We start from the raw sequence: 19,884 nt of genomic DNA, 5'->3' as shown, positions 1-19,884 counted from the left end.
GGACTAGACGTGAAGGAGAACCGTGGCACGCATCATGGTCAGGTACTGGGCCGCGGCCCGCGACGCGGCCGGCGTCGCCCAGGAGGAGCTCGACGCCGCCACCCTCGCGACCGCGCTGGCCGACGTCACCGAACGCCGGGGCGAGCGCCTCGGTGCGGTACTCGCGAGGTGCGCCTTCCTGGTGGACGACGAGCCCGTCGGCCGGCGTGATCCCGACAGCGTCACGCTGCGGGAAGGCGCGCTCATCGAGGTGTTACCCCCGTTCGCGGGGGGATGAGCCGCTCTCTCTTTGACGTCGTGCTCGCCGTTTCGGGGTCGATGGGGCTGCTCTGCTCCTGAAGCGGCGAGTGGGACGGCGAACGACAAGTAGTTCGATGATTCGGTGCGGCCTGGGTCGCGATGACGGCGCTGGGTGCGGGCGTCCGCGGCCGGCTGACGCACGGACACATGCAGCCACCGTTGGGCCCTGGAATCTTCGTCGATCGACCGTGGCAGCATGGTGCGGTGCCCACGCCCGAGCCCGGTTCGCCCGGATCGCCGGAAGTCGCCCGGCCGGTCGGTGCGGCACGCCCGGCCGAACCGGCCCTGCCGGATCCGTCGGTCGCGCCGGGCGAACCGGACCTGCCGGTCCCATCGGTTCTGCCGGGTGGGCTTGAGGCGGTGTCCGTCGGGGCGACGGTCGCGGTGCTGGCCGCCGGTGCGGCGTTCGCGGCGGTCGCTGGTCCCTGGGCGCTGGCGGGAGTGCTGCTCGCGGCGCAGATTGTCCTCGGCTGGGCGTGGACGCGCTCCCTCGGTGCCTCGGCGGGAACCGTCGCCCTCGTCGCCGGCAGCGCGCTGGCCTGTGACCTCGCCGTGCTCTGGCCCGGCGACGGCGAAGCGGGCGGTCACGGCTACGACGACAATGGGATCGGCACGGTCGCCGGCGTCATCGGGGTCTCCCTCGCGGTGACGGTGCTCTACCAGCTCGCGCGGCGCGTACACCGGCCCGGCCCCGCGGCGGTGCCCGCGGAGGGTCGGCCGTCCCGCGCGGCGGACCGGGTCAGCGGTGACATGGCTGCCGCGCTGGGCGGTGTCGCCGTCACCGCCTTCCTGACCGGATTCCTGGTGCTGCGCTCGGAGGCCGGAGCCCCGAACCCCGCCGACAGCATGGTGATCGCCGGGCTGATCGGGGCCGGGACGTCGGTACTGGCCGGCCGGCTGCTGGCCGCGCTCGCCGGCCTCGGCCGTTTCGCGGCGCCCGGCGGACCTGGCTCGGTGGGCGGGGGTGTGGCACGAGCTGTGGTCCTCATCGCGGCGGCGTTCGGCGCCATGGCGGGTGCGGGTGCGGGCTCGCTCTACGGCTCGCTCACGGACCTCGGGGCGGCCCCGGCGGCCGCCCTCGCCGCCGCCGGGGCCGTTGCCGCCGCGTGCGTGAGCCTCCTGCTGGGCCAGACCGCGCCCGAGGCACCGTCCGCGCCGGACTCCGAGCCACGAGCCGGGGCCCTCGCCCCGGGTGGCCTCGCTCCGGGTGGCCTTGCCTCGGGCAGCCCTGTCTCGGGCAGCCCTGCCTCGCGTGGCGTTCTCGCTCCGGGAGGCGCCCTGGCCGGGGTGCTGCTCGGCGCGCTGCTCCCGATCGCGCTGGCGGCGCCCATGGTGTACCTCGTCGGCAGGCAGCTTCCCGGATGAGCCCCGGTGGCCGGCGCGGCCTGCGCATCTTCCTGATCACAATGGTCGTGGCTCTGATCGTCGTCGGGGTGCTGGACCGGGTCGCCGCACGCGTGGTCGCCGACCAGATCGCGACCAGGGCCCAGAACGCCGAGAACCTGGCGCAACGGCCAGATGTGTCCCTCGGCGGCTTCCCCTTCCTCACCCAGGTCGTCGCCGGCCGGTATCGCGACGTCCAGCTCGAGGTCCGCGGCTACGAGCAGGACGGCACACGGATCGATCGCGTCCACGCCGACCTGACAGGGGTGCGGCTCCCGCTCTCCGACGTCCTGCGCGGCGCGGTCGAGCGGGTGCCCGTCGACCAGGTCGACGCCGAGGTCGACCTGACCTTCAACGACCTGAACGCATACCTGGCCAGTCAGAACTCGCAGCTGAAGATCAGCCCGGCCGGGCAGGGGATCCAGGTCGGCGGAACGGTCGATCTCCTCGGCACGGCCTACCCCGTCTCCGGTACGACCGATATCGGCGTCGCGCCGGACGCTGTCACCTTCACCCCGCGCGACCTGGCCCCCGACCTGGCGGCGGTGATCCCGCCGGGCCTGCTCGACACCGTCCGCTCACTGCTCACGGTGCGGGTGCCGGTGACCGGGCTGCCGTTCAACATGAAGCTGCGGTCCGCCACAGTGGGCGCCGACCGGCTGACGTTCGCCGCTGGTGGGGAGAACGTGCTGCTCGACGCCACCGTCGCCCCGACGGTCGCCCCCGCGGGCACACCCGGCCTCTGACCCGCGGCCCGGCGCGCACGCGCGCCTCGCGCCTCGCACGGAGGTGGGAAGGTTTCGCGGTCCTGAGGCGCTGCACCCGCCATGACCGGCGTGTGGGTCCTGCTGGCGGCACTTGTAGCGGCGACCGGGGTCGGCCTGGTGACCAGGGCGCGGGACGGCCGGTTCCGGGTGTCCCGGGTGCGCGGTGGTCCCCGGGGCGCCGGCGCGCGCCGCGGTGACCAGCACGGAGGTGGTGAACGTGAGGGTCGTGGGGACGCGGGTCCGGCGGCGGTGACCGGTGTCGGTGCGGTGCCGGGCCCTGATCCGGGCGATCACCGCCCCGAGGCGCCTGGCGAGACGGCGCCTGGCGAGACGGCGCGGGGCGGGCGGGGTGGTCTGACGGCGGAGCTTGCGGCGCTGGGGCACGTGCCCGGCGAGGTCGCGACCCTGCTGCAGTTCTCGACGGCGTTCTGCGCCCCCTGTCGGGTGGTCCGGAGGGTGCTCGCCGACGTCGCCGCGATCGTGCCGGGGGTGCGCCATGTCGAGGTGGACGCCGAGTCGCACCTGGAGCTGGTGCGCAGGCTGGGTGTGCGCCGGACGCCGACGGTGCTCGTCCTCGACGCCGAGGGTGTCGAGGCACGCAGGGCGAGCGGTGCGCCGCCGACCCGGGACGCCGTCCTGGCGACCCTCGCGTCGCTCGTCGAGTCGGCGCCCGGAGACCATCGGAAGGGTACTGATGGTGATTCGGTGGGTCTGTCGGGTAACGCTTAACACAGACGTGACGTTCGCTGCTACCGTGACACGAACCATGTGCAGCACTGAGCTGGTCAAGCGCCGCGCGGTCGACCTGTGCCGCGTGAGCAGCTGCTTGTGTCGCATCTTCTGACAGCGCGTTGACGTACGTCCGCGCCCGTGCCGGCCGGGTGTGGCAGCCCCGCCCGGCTGCCCGAGCTCGTTTGCAGGTCAGGAGAACAGCACCATGGTGGATCCACGTGGGCCGCGGTTCGCCGCGGCCGTGACCACTGTTGTACTCGCCGTAACGATCATTACCGGTAATCCGTGGCTCCTGCTCGCGCAGACCGTGGTCTTCCTGGTCGGCGCCGTGGCCGGGATCCGAAACGCCCCCTACGGGCTGGTGTTCCGTCACCTCGTCCGGCCGCGGCTCGGCCCGCCCGCCGACCTGGAGGACGAGGCGCCCCCGCGGTTCGCCCAGGCCGTGGGCGCCGTGTTCGGCGTGCTGGGAACCGTCGGGCTGCTCGCCGGGCCTGCCGCGCTGGGCTACTCGGCGGCGGCCCTCGCCTTCGCCGCGGCCTTCCTGAACGCGGCGTTCGGATTCTGCCTCGGATGCCAGATCCACCTCGTCCTACGTTCCGCAACCGTGAAGGGAGCACGCACATGAGCCGTGAGAACGCGCTGGTCGACGCGACCTGGGTGGAAGCCCACAGCGGCGACCCCAAGGTCGTCCTCGTCGAGGTCGACGAGGACGTGTCGGCCTACGACAAGGGCCATATCCCCGGCGCAGTGCGGCTTGACTGGAAGTCCGAGCTGCAGGACCCGGTGATCCGTGACTTCGTGAACAAGGAGCAGTTCGAGAAGCTCCTGTCGGAGAAGGGCATCGCCGACGACGACACCGTGGTGCTCTACGGCGGCAACAACAACTGGTTCGCCGCCTACGCCTACTGGTACTTCGTCCTCTACGGCCACGCCGAGGTCCGCCTGCTCGACGGCGGCCGCAAGAAGTGGGAGCTGGACGGCCGCGAGCTGACCATCGAGGTCACCCCGCGCGCGGCGACCAAGTACTCCGCCTCGGAGGCGCGTACCGACATCCGCGCGTTCCGCGACGAGGTCATCACCGCCATCGGTGACAAGAACCTGGTGGACGTCCGCTCGCCCGACGAGTTCAGCGGCCGCCTGCTCGCCCCGGCGCACCTGCCGCAGGAGCAGTCGCAGCGGGCCGGCCACGTGCCGACCGCGAAGAACATCCCGTGGGCGAGGACCGCCAACGAGGACGGCACCTTCAAGTCGAACGCCGACCTGGAGAAGCTGTACTCCGAGGCCGGTGTCGACCTGTCGAAGGACACCATCGCCTACTGCCGGATCGGGGAGCGCTCCGCGCACACCTGGTTCGCCCTGCACGAGCTGCTGGGCCTGGCGAACGTCAAGAACTATGACGGCTCGTGGACCGAGTACGGCTCCCTGGTGGGCGTGCCGATCGAGAAGGGTGCCTGATCATGTGTGGCGCTACCAGTGGTGGACCCTCGGTGGAAGGAATCGACGTGGCCAAGGAGACCGTGATCCAGGGCGTCGTGGTGAAGGACGGGTCGCCGGTCTCGACCGGCTACGCCCGGCTGCTCGACTCCGGCGGCGACTTCACCGCGGAGGTGCCGCTCTCGGCGACCGGCCAGTTCCGTTTCTTCGCCCGCCCCGGCGAGTGGACGGTCCGCGCGCTCGTCCCCGGCGGGAGCGGTGAGCGCAAGGTCGTCGCCCGGCAGGGCGAGCCGGTCGACACCCAGGTCGACGTCGCGGCCTGACCTCGTCTGACACTTCTGGGCATCCGGCTGGCAGCTGGGTGCCCGGTGGCGGCCGGGTCCCGAGGAATCGCCTCCCCGGGACCCGGCTGTTACGCGTGGGGCGCCATCCCAGGTGGGACGAGTGTGGCCCGGAGTGGTGGTCAGCTCGTGGCCTGGCGCGGGGCGGGAAACCTGTCGGCGGGCTCGGCGTCGTCCACGACGCCGAACGGGATGCTGGTGGGGACCGCGAAGGCCATCGGGCCCACGGTGAAGTGACGCAGGTCGTTGTCGACGGCGAAGGTCGCCGCGGCGCTGCGGTCGGGGAACGGCGCGACCACGCGACGGACCGTGTGCCGGCCCGCTCCCTCGAACTGCACCACGGCGAAGAGCATCTCGGACTCCGGCATCATGCGATCATGAAAGCGCATCCCGGCGTTCCGGTGAACGCGCCGCGTCGTGTGCTGTCAGTGGTCTGCCGTGCGCGTGCAGAAGTAGCGCGCATTCTCGGTGCACACGCACCGCTCATGTGCAGGTGCGTATAACGCGAACGTCAGCCACCTGCGGACGCCGGCCACATGCGGACGCCGGCGGAGCGGACGTCAGTAGACGAGCGCCTGGACGTCGTCGGCGAGCGCCTCACTCACGAAGACGGCCGCCCCGGCGATGCGGACCCCGGGAATGACGTCGTCCGGGCCGATCGACCGGCGGGCGGCGCACTGCGTGCACAGGGTCACCCGGCCGGCGGCGAGAATCGCGTCGAGAAGATCGTTCAACGGCGCGGCCTCCGGCAGCGAGAACTCCGCGGCACGCCCCGGGAGCGCGAACCAGGCCGATTCGCCGGTGAGCCACAGGGAGACATCCACTCCGGACGCGACGGCCACCGAGGCTACGGTGAAAGCCTGGGAGCAGCGTTCCGGGGCGTCGGCGCCGGCGGTCACCTTGACGAGCAGCGAACGGGTCACCCGTCCAGTGTGCCGTGCCGGGCCACCGCGGGCCGGCGGCTGGTAGCTGGTGGCTGGTGGCGGACACGCACCGGCCAGGTGCGGTACGGGGCAGGCGTTACGGAACGCGTCAGGGCACGGCCTAGGCTGTGGTCCGTGCTGCACTACTTCATGAGCGGCCTGCTGGTGGCCATGGCGATGCTGATCGCCTGGTTCTCCGGCTACGCCGTCTACAAGCTGTACGGAGGCCAGCGCTGAGCGGCCGGGCGAGAGGTGGCAGGACGATGAGGGCGGACGCGACCGGCGACACGGCGGCACGCGGCGACAGAGCGGCACACGGCGACACCGCGAGCGGCGGAGCTACCGGCGGCACGGCCGGGAACATCGCGACGGTCGACCTGCACCCGAGCCTGCTGCCGCTGGCGTTCCTCGTCGGGACCTGGCGCGGCGAAGGCGTCGGCGGCTACGAGGGCATGGAGTCGTTCCACTACGGCCAGGAGATCACCTTCGCGGCGGACGGGCGCCCCGCGCTCGGCTACGTCTCGCACGCCTGGTGGTCCGACGAGCCGCGGGACGGCCGCGAGCCCGGCAGCCCGCTGGCCACCGAGACCGGCTTCTGGCGGGTCCAGCCACCGGCCACCGAGCCCGGCCCCGACGGGAAGGTGAACGGGAGCCCGGTCGTCGAGGTGATGCTCGCCCACCCCTTCGGCATCGCCGAGATCTACGTCGGGACGGTCACCGGAACCAGGATCGATCTCGACTCGAACGTCCTGATCAGGACGGCCACCGCCCGGGAGGTCACCCGGTCGGTCCGGCTGTACGGCCTGGTCGAGGGCGGTGACCTGGCGTACGCGATCGACATGGAGGCCGGCGGCAAGCCGCTGCAGTCCCACCTCTCCGCCCGCCTGCACCGCTCACCGTCCTGATCCGGCACCGGCCGGGTTACCGGCCGGTCGGGGCTGTCGGCCGGCGGCTGGGGCGTCAGGTGGGGCGGGGGGCGGTGCCGGCGTCGGCGGCCAGCCTGGCGCGCCAGGCGCGTTCGCGCTCGATGGCGCCGGCGAAGCCGAGCGCGATGGCCGGGTCGAAGTTGTCGTCGGCGTAGGAGCCGACGCAGCCGAGGAGGCGGTCGACCTCCTCGGCGGTGACCGCGGTCAGCGGGACCTGGCCGGTCAGGAAGATGTCGCCGACGCGGTCGATCGAGAAGTGCACGCCGTAGGTGCGGGCGTTCCGGCTGAGCAGGAAGCCGTAGGTACCGGCGGCGTTCTCGGCGGGCGCGCGCATGAAGAACGCCTCGACGAGCAGCGTGTGGTCCTGGACCACGAGCCAGGTCATGGTGCGCAGCTTGTGCTCGCCTTCGAGCGTGACCAGGAAGGCGCCGGTGTCGGGGTGCTCGTAGGCCACGCCGAGGTCGTCCAGGGCGGTACTGATCAGCTTGTCGAGCCGTTCGCGTTCCGCGCCGTCGATGGGTGCCGTCATGCGCAGGGACCTCCCCGTTCGTGGTGCCGGTCAAGCCGGGCGGGCGCGGTGACGCCGAGCCCGGCCGAACCCGCCGTCGGCGACGCTAGCCGACTCGGCGACGGAGGGTACGCCCGAGTGGCTGGTCCGCCGAGCGGGTCGGCGGTGACCGGCTCGCCGGGGCGGGTCAGACGGCGACGGCCGCTGGTGAGATCGCCGCCTGGTAGCTCGCGAGGACGCCCTTCGCGGTCGCTGTCCAGCCGAAGCTCGCGGCGCGCAGTCGGGCGCCTGTCGACAGGTGCCGGCGCCAGCGTTCCTCGGTGAGGATGCGTTCCAGGGCGTCGGCGTAGTCGGCGGGCTCCCAGCCGTGGACGAGGACTCCGGACGTCCCGTGGGCGACGGCGGTGCGCAGGCCGCCGACGGAGGCGGCCACCACGGGGGTGCCGCAGGCCTGGGCCTCGACCGCGACCAGGCCGAAGCTCTCGCTGTGGCTGGGGACGACGACCGCCGTCGCCGCGCGGTACCAGTGGGCGAGCTGCTCCTGGGGTACCGGCGGCTGGAAACGGACGATGTCGGTGATGCCGAGTTCGGCGGCGAGCTTGACCAGAGAGTCCGGGCGTTCGAGCCCGGAGCCGCTCGGGCCGCCGACGACGACGACCGCCAGCTGTCCGCGGCGGTCGGGGTCGCGGTGGATGAGTTCGGCCGCGGCGGCGAGCAGGACGTCCGGTGCCTTGAGCGGCTGGATGCGTCCGACGAAGAGGAGGAGCTGGGTGTCGGGGTCGAGGCCGACCCGCTCGCGGGCGGCCCGGGGGTCGCCGGGGCGGAAGACGTCGAGGTCGACACCGGGGGCGACCACGTCCACCTTGCCCGGCGCCGCGCCGTAGAGCTGGGTGAGGTGGCGGCGCTCGGTGTCGGTCGACGCGATGAGCCGCGTCGCCGCCTTGATGATCTCCTGCTCGCCCTGGACGCGCGGTTCCGGCTCGGGGCGGTCGCCGTCGGCGAGGGAGGCGTTCTTGACCCGCGCCAGGGTGTGGGCCGTGTGCACCAGAGGCACGCCCCACCGGCGGGCGGCCGACAGCCCGACCTGCCCGGACAGCCAGTAGTGCGAGTGGACGACGTCGAACCAGCCCGCTGCGTGGCCGGCCTCGGTGCGCAGGACGTCCGCCGTGAAGGCGCACAGCCAGGCGGGCAGCTCCTCGCGGCCGATGTCCTCGAACGGGCCGGCGGGCACATGCCGGACGATGACCCCGGGGGCGATCTCCAGGGCGGGTGGGAGCCGGCTGCTCACGGCCCGGGTGAAGACCTCCACCTCGGTGCCGAGCACGGCCAGCTGCCGGGCGAGCTCGATGACGTAGACGTTCATCCCGCCCGCGTCGCCGGTGCCGGGCTGCTCCAGGGGCGACGTGTGCATCGACAGCATCGCGACCCGCGAGGCTGGCTTCGGCCGGGCTGGTTCGGGATGTTCCGGCGGCGCGCCTCCGACCAGATGCACCAACCACCTCCACAGGCAGATCTACCCGACGACCGGCGCCAAAGCGGTTCAACACCGGGCGGTGGCCGTCCTATGCCCGCCCGGCACACTCGGTACGAGCTTGTATGTGCCCGGACCAGGTCGTCGCCATCCGACCGACTCCGCGCCACGGCGACGCTGTGCCAGTGCGACGCTGCACCACAGCGACGCTGTGCCAGTGCGACCCGGCATGACGGCGACCGTGTACAACAGCGTGCTTCGTGGTCGAGTTCTCCGATGGGGGGTGTGAGGGGTGTGACAGTCGCGCGGCGGCCGCCGAGGCTGGCGGCGGGGCGGGCGCGGGCGCTCGGACTGCCCACCCGGGGCACGACGGCGCCGAACCGGCTGCGCCGCGTCGACCGGTGGCTGACCTCGGCGGCCTGGTCGGCGTTGCGCGCCGCCGAGGACCCGCTCGTGGTCGACCTCGGGTTCGGGTCGTCGCCGGTCACCACCGTCGAGATGTACGACCGGCTGCGGCCGGTGCGGCCCCACCTGCGGGTGGTCGGGCTCGAGCTGGACCAGGGGCGGGTGGCCGCGGCGGCGCCGGCGGCCCGTCCGCCGGGGCTGGCGTTCGCGCGCGGCGGCTTCGAGCTCGCCGGACTGCGCCCGGTGGTGGTGCGGGCGATGAACGTGCTGCGCCAGTACGACGAGGAGGCGGTCGGCGCGGCGTGGGCGGCGATGGCCGGTCGGCTGCAGGACGGCGGGCTGCTGGTCGAGGGGACCTGCGACGAGATCGGCCGGCGGGCGTGCTGGTTCGCGGTCCCGCCCGGCGGGGTGCCCCGGACGCTGACCCTGTCGGCGCACCTGCCGAGTCTGGCCCGCCCGTCCGACCTGGCGCCGCGGCTGCCGAAGGCGCTGATCGCGCGCAACGTGCCCGGTGAGGACGTCCATGACCTGCTCACGGCGTTGGATCTGGCCTGGGAGCGGGCGGCTCCGCGTGGTCCGTTCGGGCCACGTCAGCGCTGGATCGGCGCCGTCGAGCTGCTGCGGCGGGACGGCTGGTCGGTGCTGGACGGCCCGCGCCGGTGGCGCCTCGGCGAGCTCACCGTCGCCTGGCCACCCCGCCCGCCGCGGACGTCCTGAGGCGCTTCAGCCGGTCGTGGCGTTCTCGAGGGCTTCGGTGAAGATCCGCAGCATGGCCTGGTCGAACAGGACGAAGCGGGCCTCGGTGACCGAGCTGGGGGTGGTGAGCACGGTGGTCACGGCGATGTCGGCGGCGTCGCGGGCCGGCCAGCCGTAGGCCCCCGCGCTCACCGCGGGCAGCGCGAGGGTCCGGGCCTCGATCTCGTCCGCGACGGCCAGGGAACGCGCGTAGCACGACCGGAGCAGGTGGGACCGGTCCTCGTGGGGGGTGTGGACCGGCCCGACGGTGTGGATGACGTGCTTCGCGGCGAGCCGGCCGGCGGTGGTCGCGACGGCCTCGCCGACGGGTAGCCCGCCGGGCAGGGCACCGGCCCGAAGACGGCGGCAGGCGGCCAGGATGTCGGGTCCGCCGGCGGCGTGGACCGCCCCGTCGACGCCGCCGCCCCCGAGCAGCGACGATTTGGCGGCGTTGACGATCGCGTCCACGGCCTGGGTGGTGATGTCGCCCTGAACTAGCCTCACCGTGACCATGCGGACACAGTACCGAGACCAGAGTGGGCCCCTCGCGGGAATGTCCGTTTGCCAGACGTCAACGGCCTGCGATGCGATGGAGGCGTGGCGGAGTTGGTCGTACTCGGGTTCGACAGCAGGCGCCAGGCCGAGCAGGTCTGGGAGCTGGGTCGGCGGCTGTCCCGGCAGGGGCTGGTCGACCTGGCTGACCGGGCGGTCGCGTGGCGCGAGGACAGCGGTGCGGTGCACGTGCGGCACGGGGCACGGCGGATCAGATCAGCGGCGGTGGGCGGCGCGGCGTGCGGGGCCACCGTCGGTGCCGTCTTCCTGGCCCCGGTCGTGGGCCTGGCGATCGGCGCCGGCGGTGGGGCGCTCGCTGGCCGGCTCCTGATGGCCCAGGCGATGGACACTGGCATGATCCGGCGCATCGCCGGCCATCTGCAGCCCGGCCGTGCGGCGGTGTTCGCGCTGGTCCGCGAGTCCCGGCCGGCGGCGATCGCGGCGCTGCGCGAGCACCATCCGATGGTGATCAAAACCTCGCTGCCCCGGGAGCGGGAGGAGGCCCTGGCCCGCGCCCTGCGCTTTCAGTCGAGCCCGGCCTGAGGCGCCAGGGCTCCGAGCCCGGCTGAGGAGTCAGGCTCCCGATCCGGGCCGTCGAGCGGGCCCGAGGTGTCAGGCCCCCGGGCGGCGGGTGGGAGCGATCTTGTCGAGGACGGCGAGGTCGTCCGCTCGGGGCTGCCACTGGCCGGCCGCGGCGTTCGCCCGGACCTGCGCCGCGCTCGTCGCACCGGCGATCACGGAGGCGACCGCGGGCTGGGCGGCGAGGCCGCCGATCGCCACGTCCAGCAGGGAGCGGTCCCGCTCCCTGGCGAAGGTCTCCAGGGTCTCCACCCGATCGAACAGGTCGTCGGTGAGCTCGTCCTGACGGCCCGCCATCCGGGTGCCGGCCGGCGGCGCCTCGTCGCGCAGGTACTTGCCGCTCAGGACGCCGTTCTCCAACGGGAAGTAGGGGATGACCCCGATCCCGTACTTGAGGGCGGCCGGCACCAGCTCGGCCTCGACGTCCCGGACGAGCAGGTTGTAGTGGTTCTGGGCCGAGATGAACCGGGTGGTGCCGGACGCCCGTGCCGTCCACTCGGCGTCGGACACCTGCCAGGCGTCCAGGTTGCACGACCCGACGTAGCGGACCTTGCCCTCCTGGACGAGCTCGCCGAGCGCCTCCAGCGTCTCCTCGATGGGAGTGAAGGCGTCCAGGTTGTGGAGCTGGTACAGGTCGATGTAGTCGGTCTGCAGCCGGCTCAGCGACCCCTCGACCGCCTTGCGGATGTAGCGGCGGGAGGCGCGTGCGTTGAAGTCCTGGCCGTACATGCCGCCCATGTCGTTGCCGACCTTGGTGGCGAGGACGACGTCGTCGCGCCGGCCCCGGAGCACGTGCCCCAGCAGGGTCTCCGAGCCGCCCTTGTTCCCGTAGGTGTCGGCGGTGTCGAAGAAGTTGATCCCGGAGTCAAGGGCGGCCTCGACGACGGCACGCGTACCGGTCAGGTCGACCCTGGACCCGAAGTTGTTGCATCCCAGCCCGACGACGGAGACCATCAGGCCCGAAGATCCCAGGGGGCGATAACGCATGCCCTTAATACAACACGCGCACCACGAACCGTCAGCAATCAGGGTCTGGGGTTCGTGGTGCGCGCAGCTGTGGTGTTGATTTTTTGTTCTGCTGTTTTCAGTTCGGTGTCGCGGCGTCGCTGACGGCGCGGCCCGTGGCGGTGGCCGCCCGGCGGGTGGAGGTGCGCGCGGCCCGCGTCTGGCTGACGGCCGTCTTCGTCTGCTTCACCGCCTCCTCCGTCGCGGGGCTGCGCCGGATGCCGGCGACGCGCTTCTCGCCCCGGCTGGCGAAGGAGTTGTAGAGCTGGGTCGCCCGGCCCTGCAGGTCGGAAATCTGCGACCCGACGGTCACCGGAAGCGCGAGGACGGCCGAGCCGACCTGGACGGGCACCTTGGCCGCCTGGGCCGGGATCTGGCTGACCCGGTCCGAGATGCGCCGGACCTCTGTCCCGTAGGCCGTGGGAAGCGTCCGGAGCTTCTCGACCGCGAGATCGGCGGCGCCGACCGACGCGTACAGGGGCTTGCGAACATCGGAGGTTGCCGCGGGCGTGTCGCTCTTCGTCTTCGTGCCGGTGCGGGCGGTAGCCATGTGATCTCCTAGCGATCTCCGCTGGTTGTGATGGTGTTGGGTCAGGTGTTTGACGGCCCCGCGGGCGGGGTCCGGCTCGTGGTGGCCTCGCCGGCACCGTCCTCCGGTGCCACCGGGGCGCTCCTCGTACTGCTGCTACGCGGGCCTCGCCGGCCGTCCCCCGCCTTGCGGGTCGCCGCGCGCCGCGTCGTGGACGTCGGCTCGCCCGCCGTGGCGGCGGTCTTGCGCCGGGTCGTCGCGGGCCTGGTCCGCCCGGCGGGCCCCGGCCCGGCCTCGCCCGGGGCTTTCCCGCCCGGGGTGGTCTCGCCATGCTCGGCGGCAGAGGCCGCGCGGTCCGTGCCCGACGGGGATGCCGCCGAGCGCGGCGCGGGTGCCGCGGAGCCGGGCTCGGTGTCGGTCAGAGCGTCGGTCGCGGTGCCGGCCTCGACGTCGGCTTCGGTGTCGCCGGCCTCTGCCGCGGCCGGGCCCCGCGCGCCGGGGGTCAGCCCGGCGAGCGCGTTCTCCCGGCGGAACGCGTCGTAGATGTCGACGATGACCTGCTTCTGGCGTTCGGTCAGCGTCTCGTCGGCGTGGACGGCGGCCAGCAGGTCCTCGCCGCCCTCGCGTTCCTCGAGGATGCCGGCCTGCACGTAGAGGACCTCCGCCGAGATGCGCAGGGCCTTCGCGATCTGCTGCAGGATCTCGGCCGAGGGCCGGCGCAGGCCGCGCTCGATCTGGCTGAGGTAGGGATTGCTCACCCCCGCCTGGCGGGCGAGCTGGCGCAGTGAGATCTGCGCGCCGCGCCGCTGCTCGCGGATGAAGTCGCCGACATCCCGCACATGGATAGCCGCCACCGCCGTCGTCGACCTCCACAGGAACAACCGGTCAAGAGGAGGTCGACGATACGGGCTGATGCTAGCTGTGGCAAGCGGGCAGTTAGCGCAGTTGGGCCATTCGGCGCACCGCGGTCAGCTTCCCTTCTCGGCCTGCGCCAGCCAGGCGCGCTGGGTCGCGAGGGCGTTCTCGGTCTCGGTGATCTCGCGGGCCCGGCCGGCGGCGCGGGCGCGCTCCAGCTTCGCCTCGAGCTTCGCCACCGACTCGCGCAGCTTCGTCAGGAACGGGGACTCGGCGATGTCGCGACGGTCCCAACGGGCGTCGGAGGCATCGCGCAGCTTGTCCCCGATGGCGTTGAGCTGGCGTTCCAGGCTGCCGACCGCCTCGCGGGGCACCCGGCCGATCGCGTCCCAGCGCTCCTGGATCTCGCGGTACCGGCGCAGCGACCGCTCGACGTCGACGGGATCGAGCGCGGCGGCCTCGACGAGCAGCTCCTCCTTGCGGGCCTGGTTGGCGATCTGCTCCGCGTCGCGCTCGGCGTTCACGGCGTTGCGCCGGCTGAAGAAGCCGTCCTGCGCGGCCCGGAACCGGGCCCACAGCTCGTCGTCGACGTCCTTGGCGGCCCGGCCGGCCGCCTTCCACTCGACCATCAGCGCGCGGTACCGCGCGGTCGTCGGGCCCCAGTCCGTCGAGTCCGACAGCGCGGCGGCCTCGGCGATGATCGCCTCCTTGCGCTCGCGTGAGCGCGTGCGCTGGGTGTCGAGCGCGGCGAAGTGCGAGGTGCGGCGGCGGGTGAACTCGTCGCGGGCCGCGGCGATCCGCCGCCACAGCGCCGAGTCGGTCCGCTTGTCGACACCGGTGATCGCGCGGAAATCGTCGCCGATGGTCCGGAAACGCTCGCTCGTCACCTTCCACTCGGAGCTGCGGGCGAGCTGTTCGGCCTCGGTGACCAGCTCCTCCTTGGCGGTGACCGCGGCGGCGACCCGGCGGGCCCGCTCGGCGGCGAGCTCCGTGCGGCGGGTGTCCGTGGCCGCCAGGACGGCGTCGAGCCGCGCGGCCAGGGCGTCGACGTCGCCGACGACCGAGGCCTGGGCCAGCCCCTCCCGCAGCCGGCGGGCGCTGCCGGCGATGCCGCCGGGGTCGACGCCACTCACCGTCAGCCGCCGCTCCAGCAACACCACCTCGGCGAGGAGGTCGTCGTAGCGGCGGCGGAAGTGGGCCAGGCCCTCCTCAGGGCTGCCCGCGCGCCACGAGCCGACCGCGCGCTCGCCGTCGGCGGTGCGCAGGTACACGGTGCCGTCGGCATCCACCCGGCCCCAGTCGTCGCCGAGTTCGTCCCGCCCGCCGGAAGGTCCGTCCCCGTCATGGTGGTGGGCGGGCCCACCAGGTCCGGTGCCGTGGCGTCCGCTGTCATCGCGGTCGCCGTCGCTGCGGTCACTCATCGCGTTCCCGAAGATCGACATCAAGATGCCTGTCATTGTTGCAGGCATCCGGCCGGAAGGGGACCGCTGGCGGCTATCGAATGAAGAAGGAGGTTCGCCGAACCTGCCCGCAACCGGTGTCGCCCCCGGGCGTGTCGGTGCGCGTCGGCCGCCGGGACGCCGCCGGGACGCCGCCGGGGACGTCACCGGGATACGACCAGGATGTCGCTGTCGCGGGTGCCTGGCGGTGTGGCCGCGCGGCGCGAGCGTCGTCACCATGGCGCGGCTCTGTTCGGTGTGTCATCAGGCGCTGGCCGTAAAAGACGTCGGGCGTTCATCTTTTCCCGCCCCCCGGTGTGTGCGGACCGGTCGCCGTCGGGCCAAGATGCGTAACCGTGGCGCAGGGGACCAGAGCCGGGCGGGACGGCTGGCGGGCGGCCGCGCTGTTGACGCCCGCCTTTGTCGGGCTGTGTGTGTTCGTCATCGGCCCGGCGATCGTGTCGGCCTTCGTCGCCGGCACCGACAAGAACCTCACCGGCCCGGACTTCCACTGGGTGGGGACGGCGAACCTGCGCGAGGCACTGGCGGACCCCGATCTCGGCCAGGCCGTCCGCAACACGCTGGTCTACTGCCTGTTGACGGTCATTCCGTCCGTTCTGTTCGGCCTGTTGCTGGCGCTCGCGGCCGAACGGGTGACCCGCGGCCGGGCGGCCGTCCGATTCGCGTTGTTCCTGCCGGCGAGTGCGAACATCGTGGCGATGGCTGTGGTCTTCCAGTACATCTTCGACAGCAGCCCCGACGGGCTGGCCAACACTCTCGTCGGATTCGTCGGCATCGATCCGGTGAACTGGCTCGGTGACCGCGCCACCGCTCTCCCGGTCGTCGCGCTGGTCGGTGGCTGGCGGCTGACCAGTTTCGTCTTCGTGGTCTATCTGGCCGGCCTGACCGCGATTCCGCGCTCGGTGTACGAGGCGGCCGACGTGGACGGCGTCCGCGGGCTCGCCCGGCTGCGCCACGTCACGCTGCCGCTGCTGGCCCCGACGACGGTGTTCCTGGGGGTGTTCGTCACCGTCCTGACGTTGCAGACGTTCGAGACGGTCGCGGTGCTCACCGAGGGCGGGCCCCTGGACTCCAGCACGACGATCATCTACTACATCTACAAGGTCGGTTTCACGGGTTCGTTCCGGATCGGCTACGCATCCATGATCGCCCTGTTGCTGCTGGTCGCGGTGGTGCTCGTCGGCGCGGCGGGAGCGCTGCTGGGCCGGCGCGTCCGGATGGCCAGGCAGCTCGACGGCATGGGCGCCGAGGATCCCGTCGCCGAAGGAGGCCGGTCATGACCAGCGAGGCGGCGAGCCCGCGGCACCGCGCCGGTGCCGGCCGGGCGCCCGGTTCGAAGCGTTCGGCAGGCGCCGGGCGGCGCGCCGTGCCGTTCTGGTCGTCGCTGTCGGCGGCGGGCCGGTTCGGGTTCCTCGCGGTCGGTATCACCGCCGCGCTCCTCCCGTTCGTCTGGATGCTGCGCACCGCGGTCGGCCCGCCGCAGAACGCCCTGCGGCTCTCGGCGAACCCGATCCCGTCCTCGGTGGGCTTCGGGGCGTTCGAGAACGCCTGGCAGGCGGGTGATCTAGGCCCCGCGCTGCTGACCGGGATCGGCGTGAGCCTCGCCGTCCTGGCGCTGCAACTGCTCACCGGGATCCCGGCGGCGTACGCGTTCGCCTGGGTGCCCTTCCGGGGGCGCGGGCTGCTGTTCGGCGTCGTGCTGGCCACCCTGCTCGTCCCGCCGCAGGTGACCGCCGTGCCGAACTACGTCACGATCTCGGCGCTCGGGTTCGCCGACACCCGGGTGGGCCTGGTGCTGCCGTTCATGACGCAGGCCGCCGCGATCTTCCTGCTCCGTCAGTACATGTCGACGATCCCGGTGTCGGTGCTCGAGGCCGCGCGGATGGACGGCCTGGGGACGCTGCGCACCCTGCGCACCGTCGTCGTCCCGCTGAGCATGCCCGCGATCGCCACGGTCAGCGTCTTCAGCTTCCTGCTCTCGTTCAACGAGTACCTGTGGCCGCTGCTCGTCGCCCGCTCGCCCGACATCGCGACACCCCCGCTCGCGCTCGCCGGGCTCGCCACCAGAACTTCCGCGTTCCCCGACTTCACCCAGCTCGCCGCGGGCTCGCTGATCATCAGCCTGCCCACCCTCGTCGTGTTCGTTGTCGCCCAGCGCCGGTTGACGGCCGGCATCACCGGAACCGGGCTCGCGGCGTGACCGCCGAACGGGCGAGCCTCCCGAGAGGAAGATCCGTGACCCGATTCCGACGCGCGGTGCCGCTCGCCGTGGTGGCGGCGCTGTTCCCGCTGGCGGCCTGTGGCGGAGGCGGCTCGACGCCGGCCAGCCCGGGGGAGGGCCTGCGCCCGACCGCGCGCACCGCGGCCGCCGGCGTGGACGACGTCGAGGGCGCGAAGGCGTCCCCGCAGTGCGCCGCCCAGGTGAAGACGCTGCGGATGTACGCCGTGGGGAACCTGAACGACGTGGCGAAGTCCGGCAAGGCGTACATGGAGAAGACGCATCCCGGCCTCACGGTCGAGATCGTCGCCACCGCGCCCAACTATGTGGCGCTGGTGCAGCAGCTCAGCGCGGACCGCTCAGCCCACCAGCAGGTCGACGTCGCGGTCGCCGGCTTCGACGTGCTGCCGGTCTTCGCCGACCAGCTCGGCGCGCAGGAACTCTCCCCGCGGCTGCTGCGGGCCTCCTACGACCAGCGGATGGTCCCGCTCGGCCAGGTCGGCGGCCGCCAGGTCGGCATCCCCCAGCAGGTCTCGACGCTGACGCTGGTCTACAACCTCGACATCCTCGAGAAGGCCGGGGTCGACCCGAAGACGCTGACCACCACGGACGGTGTGATCGCCGCGGCCGACAAGATCAAGGCGTCCGGGCAGGACGTCCAGCCGATCGACATCCCGACCGGTCAGCAGTTCGGGCAGTGGGCGCTGAACACCCTCGCCAGCTCGAAGGGCGCGCCGATCCAGGACGAGGCGGGCCGGCCGCGGCTGAACAGCCCGCAGGCGCTCGAGGCCGCCCGGTTCCTGGCGAAGGTCGGGACGTACGGGCCGCAGTCCGACGACCCGACCAACCAGGGCCTGCTGCGGTTCGGTATCCGCAAGCAGACCGCGATGACGATGGTGACGGTCGCGGCCCTCGCGGGCGGCCTGAAGTTCATCCAGGACCAGGGGGCGCAGGGCTTCCGGGCCGGCGCGGTGCCGTTCCCGACGCTGCCGGGCGGAAAGCAGGCGCCGGTCGCGGGCGGCAACGCGCTGACCGTGCTGTCCACCGACCAGTGCCAGAAGGAGATGGCTACCGAGCTGGTCGTGTCGCTGCTGGCCCCCGACGTCGTGGCGGCGAGCACCGAGTCGCTGAGCTACCTGCCCGTGGACACCGAGGCGCTGACCCGGCTGGAGCCGTTCTACCGCCAGTACCCGCAGCTGCTGCCGTTCAACGACCTCATCCCGTCGCTGGTCGCGCCGCCGTCGTGGGGCGGCGCGCGCGGCGGGGAGCTCCCGCCGGCCCTGTCCGACCAGGTCGTGCGCATCATGACCGGGGCGGACGTCGACAAGACCCTCGCCGCGGCGCAGGCCGAGGCCGAGACCCTGACCCGGTGACGGCGAACCCGGTGCCGGCGAGCCCGGTCACCGCCACCTCGGGGGCCCGGATCGAGGCGGTGGGCATCGGCCGGGACTTCGGCTCCGTGCACGCCCTCGCCGGGGTCGACCTGGCGATCGAGGCCGGTGAGATCGTCGCCCTGCTCGGCCCGTCCGGGTCGGGCAAGTCGACGCTGCTGCGCATCCTCGCCGGGCTGGACGCGCCGACCTCGGGTGACCTGCGTTTCGACGGCGACAGCCAGCTCGGCGTCCCGCCGCACCGGCGTGACGTCTCGATGGTCTTCCAGCACTTCGCCCTCTACCCGCACCTGTCCGCGACGGACAATCTCGTGCTGGCCCTGCGCTACGGGCGCGGGATGTCCAAGGCGGCGGCCCGGGAGCGCGCCGCCGAGACGCTGCGGATGCTCGGCATCGCCGACCTCGCCCGGCGGCGCCCCGCCCAGATGTCGGGCGGGCAGCGCCAGCGGGTGGCGATCGGGCGCGCGCTGGCCACCCGGGCCCGCGTCGTCCTGCTGGACGAGCCGATGTCCGGGCTGGACGCGAAGCTGCGGGTGGAGCTGCGGGTGGAGATCGTCGGCCTGCTGCGCCAACTGGGCACCACCGCCGTGTTCGTCACCCACGACCAGGCCGAGGCGATGGCGGTGGGCGACCGGGTGGCGGTGATGAACCGGGGCGCCGTCGAGCAGATCGGCACCCCGGACGAGATCTACGACCTGCCGGCCACCCGGTTCGTCGCGACGTTCGTCGGCAGCCCGCCGATGAATGTCTTCGAGGGCACCTGGGCGGACGGCATCCTGCGCGGACCGGGCTTCTCCGCGCCGGCACCCGCCGCCGCGGTCGCCGTCGGGGTGCGGCCCGAGCACCTGAGGCTCGGCGACTCCGCCGCGGCCGCGTCCGGCACCCGCTCGCCGTCCGGCGGCGGGATCGGCGCCCGCGCCGGTGTCGGTGTCGGCACGGCCGCCGGGACGGGCGTGGGTGACGGGTTCCGGGTGAAGGGGCACGTCGTTGTCGCCGAGCGGCTCGGTGCGGAGCGCACCGTCTATGTGCGATCGGCGGCCGGAACGCTCGGGGTGCGGGTGGCGGCCCAGGTGCGGGTCGCGCCCGACGAGCCGGTCACGGTGACCGCGCCGGCCTCGGCACTGCTCTGTTTCGGCCCGGACGGCCGGTCGCTGCCGATCCCCCCGGCGCGCCAGCCGTCCTGACCACCACCGCTGACCTGCACCTCAGGACCTCCGGAGTGTTCCTCCGGAGGTCCTTTGTCGTTTCGTGGGTGTCCTGAGGCCCCCAAGTCCGGACCATGGAGAGTTCGGACCTTAGACCCTGGCCGGCGCCTGTCGGATGGCTGATGCTCATTCTGGGGCAAAGGCGGCTGTGCTCCGACCTGTGTC

General features: G+C 72.9%; 24 protein-coding genes. 15 read left to right on the top strand and 9 right to left on the bottom strand.

All coding sequences use genetic code 11. The annotated features are described in order from the left end of the window. Nucleotides 1-22: 22 nt before the first annotated feature. The 8 genes from E0504_RS16940 (at nucleotide 23) to E0504_RS16910 (ending at nucleotide 4,939) form a co-directional block, all read left to right on the top strand. Entirely contained in the window at nucleotides 23-277 is a 255-nt protein-coding gene (locus E0504_RS16940; protein ID WP_020463596.1) for a MoaD/ThiS family protein, read from the top strand. A gap of 227 nt (nucleotides 278-504) precedes the next feature. Then, a complete protein-coding gene (locus E0504_RS16935; protein ID WP_243657531.1) occupies nucleotides 505-1,665 on the top strand; it encodes a hypothetical protein in 1,161 nt (386 codons plus the stop codon). Further along, entirely contained in the window at nucleotides 1,662-2,429 is a 768-nt protein-coding gene (locus tag E0504_RS16930; RefSeq protein WP_131625079.1) for a DUF2993 domain-containing protein, read from the top strand. Before E0504_RS16935 ends, E0504_RS16930 begins: the two co-directional genes overlap by 4 nt. Nucleotides 2,430-2,510: 81 nt before the next feature. Further along, complete coding sequence (locus E0504_RS52110; protein WP_235014140.1) at nucleotides 2,511-3,179, top strand: thioredoxin family protein; 669 nt, start codon at nucleotides 2,511-2,513, stop codon at nucleotides 3,177-3,179. Next, nucleotides 3,145-3,294: a putative leader peptide gene (locus E0504_RS54255; protein WP_368952255.1), complete on the top strand. Its 150-nt coding sequence runs from the start codon at nucleotides 3,145-3,147 to the stop codon at nucleotides 3,292-3,294. Before E0504_RS52110 ends, E0504_RS54255 begins: the two co-directional genes overlap by 35 nt. 93 nt (nucleotides 3,295-3,387) lie before the next feature. Then, nucleotides 3,388-3,807, top strand: a complete 420-nt coding sequence (locus tag E0504_RS16920; RefSeq protein WP_112106929.1) for a DUF4395 domain-containing protein — start codon at nucleotides 3,388-3,390, stop codon at nucleotides 3,805-3,807. After that, nucleotides 3,804-4,637 carry a sulfurtransferase gene (locus E0504_RS16915; RefSeq protein WP_071066507.1) on the top strand — a complete coding sequence of 278 codons (834 nt, stop codon included), beginning with the start codon at nucleotides 3,804-3,806 and terminating at the stop codon, nucleotides 4,635-4,637. Before E0504_RS16920 ends, E0504_RS16915 begins: the two co-directional genes overlap by 4 nt. 2 nt (nucleotides 4,638-4,639) lie before the next feature. Continuing rightward, entirely contained in the window at nucleotides 4,640-4,939 is a 300-nt protein-coding gene (locus tag E0504_RS16910) for a DUF1416 domain-containing protein (RefSeq protein ID WP_020463590.1), read from the top strand. A 140-nt stretch (nucleotides 4,940-5,079) separates the two neighbouring features. On the opposite strand, the gene E0504_RS16905 is transcribed toward E0504_RS16910, so the two are convergent. Together E0504_RS16905 and E0504_RS16900 are read right to left on the bottom strand one after the other, a co-directional pair. Then, on the bottom strand, nucleotides 5,080-5,328 hold the full coding sequence (locus tag E0504_RS16905) for a hypothetical protein (protein ID WP_112106930.1): 249 nt from the start codon (nucleotides 5,326-5,328) through the stop codon (nucleotides 5,080-5,082). Nucleotides 5,329-5,517: 189 nt separating this feature from the next. Further along, a complete protein-coding gene (locus E0504_RS16900) occupies nucleotides 5,518-5,880 on the bottom strand; it encodes a DsrE family protein (protein WP_041254942.1) in 363 nt (120 codons plus the stop codon). 263 nt (nucleotides 5,881-6,143) lie between these two features. Between E0504_RS16900 and E0504_RS16895 the strand changes: the two genes are divergently transcribed. Further along, entirely contained in the window at nucleotides 6,144-6,785 is a 642-nt protein-coding gene (locus tag E0504_RS16895; RefSeq protein WP_131625078.1) for an FABP family protein, read from the top strand. 55 nt (nucleotides 6,786-6,840) lie between these two features. Here E0504_RS16895 and E0504_RS16890 read toward each other — a convergent pair whose 3' ends face one another. Then, a complete protein-coding gene (locus tag E0504_RS16890; protein ID WP_112106933.1) occupies nucleotides 6,841-7,335 on the bottom strand; it encodes a YbjN domain-containing protein in 495 nt (164 codons plus the stop codon). A 166-nt stretch (nucleotides 7,336-7,501) separates the two neighbouring features. Then, nucleotides 7,502-8,806: a D-inositol-3-phosphate glycosyltransferase gene (gene mshA, locus E0504_RS16885; RefSeq protein WP_071066503.1), complete on the bottom strand. Its 1,305-nt coding sequence runs from the start codon at nucleotides 8,804-8,806 to the stop codon at nucleotides 7,502-7,504. A gap of 255 nt (nucleotides 8,807-9,061) precedes the next feature. On the opposite strand from mshA, the gene E0504_RS16880 reads away from it, so the two are divergent. Then, on the top strand, nucleotides 9,062-9,907 hold the full coding sequence (locus E0504_RS16880) for a class I SAM-dependent methyltransferase (RefSeq protein ID WP_112106934.1): 846 nt from the start codon (nucleotides 9,062-9,064) through the stop codon (nucleotides 9,905-9,907). Nucleotides 9,908-9,913: 6 nt separating this feature from the next. Here the strand turns inward: E0504_RS16880 and E0504_RS16875 are convergent, their stop codons facing one another. Next, the gene (locus E0504_RS16875; protein WP_112106935.1) at nucleotides 9,914-10,438 is read right to left on the bottom strand and encodes an O-acetyl-ADP-ribose deacetylase; all 525 of its coding nucleotides are present in this window, start codon (nucleotides 10,436-10,438) and stop codon (nucleotides 9,914-9,916) included. Nucleotides 10,439-10,522: 84 nt separating this feature from the next. Between E0504_RS16875 and E0504_RS16870 the strand changes: the two genes are divergently transcribed. Beyond that, the gene (locus E0504_RS16870; RefSeq protein ID WP_165938533.1) at nucleotides 10,523-11,020 is read left to right on the top strand and encodes a DUF1269 domain-containing protein; all 498 of its coding nucleotides are present in this window, start codon (nucleotides 10,523-10,525) and stop codon (nucleotides 11,018-11,020) included. Between the two features lie 69 nt (nucleotides 11,021-11,089). Here E0504_RS16870 and E0504_RS16865 read toward each other — a convergent pair whose 3' ends face one another. The 4 genes from E0504_RS16865 to E0504_RS16850 all read right to left on the bottom strand — a co-directional run bounded on the left by E0504_RS16865 (nucleotide 11,090) and on the right by E0504_RS16850 (nucleotide 14,902). Continuing rightward, complete coding sequence (locus E0504_RS16865; RefSeq protein WP_112106936.1) at nucleotides 11,090-12,043, bottom strand: aldo/keto reductase; 954 nt, start codon at nucleotides 12,041-12,043, stop codon at nucleotides 11,090-11,092. A 97-nt stretch (nucleotides 12,044-12,140) separates the two neighbouring features. Further along, on the bottom strand, nucleotides 12,141-12,611 hold the full coding sequence (locus E0504_RS16860) for a hypothetical protein (RefSeq protein ID WP_112106937.1): 471 nt from the start codon (nucleotides 12,609-12,611) through the stop codon (nucleotides 12,141-12,143). 41 nt (nucleotides 12,612-12,652) lie between these two features. After that, nucleotides 12,653-13,444 carry a helix-turn-helix domain-containing protein gene (locus E0504_RS53480; RefSeq protein WP_112106938.1) on the bottom strand — a complete coding sequence of 264 codons (792 nt, stop codon included), beginning with the start codon at nucleotides 13,442-13,444 and terminating at the stop codon, nucleotides 12,653-12,655. A gap of 114 nt (nucleotides 13,445-13,558) precedes the next feature. Next, nucleotides 13,559-14,902, bottom strand: a complete 1,344-nt coding sequence (locus tag E0504_RS16850; RefSeq protein WP_243657529.1) for a DUF349 domain-containing protein — start codon at nucleotides 14,900-14,902, stop codon at nucleotides 13,559-13,561. A gap of 338 nt (nucleotides 14,903-15,240) precedes the next feature. On the opposite strand from E0504_RS16850, the gene E0504_RS16845 reads away from it, so the two are divergent. From E0504_RS16845 to E0504_RS16830, 4 genes are read left to right on the top strand one after another with little or no spacing between them, the layout of a single operon-like run. After that, nucleotides 15,241-16,185, top strand: coding sequence for a carbohydrate ABC transporter permease (locus E0504_RS16845; protein WP_131625077.1), 945 nt, complete (start codon nucleotides 15,241-15,243; stop codon nucleotides 16,183-16,185). Beyond that, nucleotides 16,182-17,105, top strand: coding sequence for a carbohydrate ABC transporter permease (locus E0504_RS16840; RefSeq protein ID WP_071066494.1), 924 nt, complete (start codon nucleotides 16,182-16,184; stop codon nucleotides 17,103-17,105). Before E0504_RS16845 ends, E0504_RS16840 begins: the two co-directional genes overlap by 4 nt. A gap of 35 nt (nucleotides 17,106-17,140) precedes the next feature. After that, nucleotides 17,141-18,496, top strand: coding sequence for an extracellular solute-binding protein (locus E0504_RS16835; RefSeq protein ID WP_112106941.1), 1,356 nt, complete (start codon nucleotides 17,141-17,143; stop codon nucleotides 18,494-18,496). Nucleotides 18,497-18,507: 11 nt separating this feature from the next. Next, a complete protein-coding gene (locus E0504_RS16830) occupies nucleotides 18,508-19,698 on the top strand; it encodes an ABC transporter ATP-binding protein (RefSeq protein ID WP_112106947.1) in 1,191 nt (396 codons plus the stop codon). Nucleotides 19,699-19,884: the final 186 nt, after the last annotated feature.

Source organism: Parafrankia sp. BMG5.11, assembly GCF_004337455.1.
This window is presented reverse-complemented; position numbering and strand designations above follow the sequence as displayed.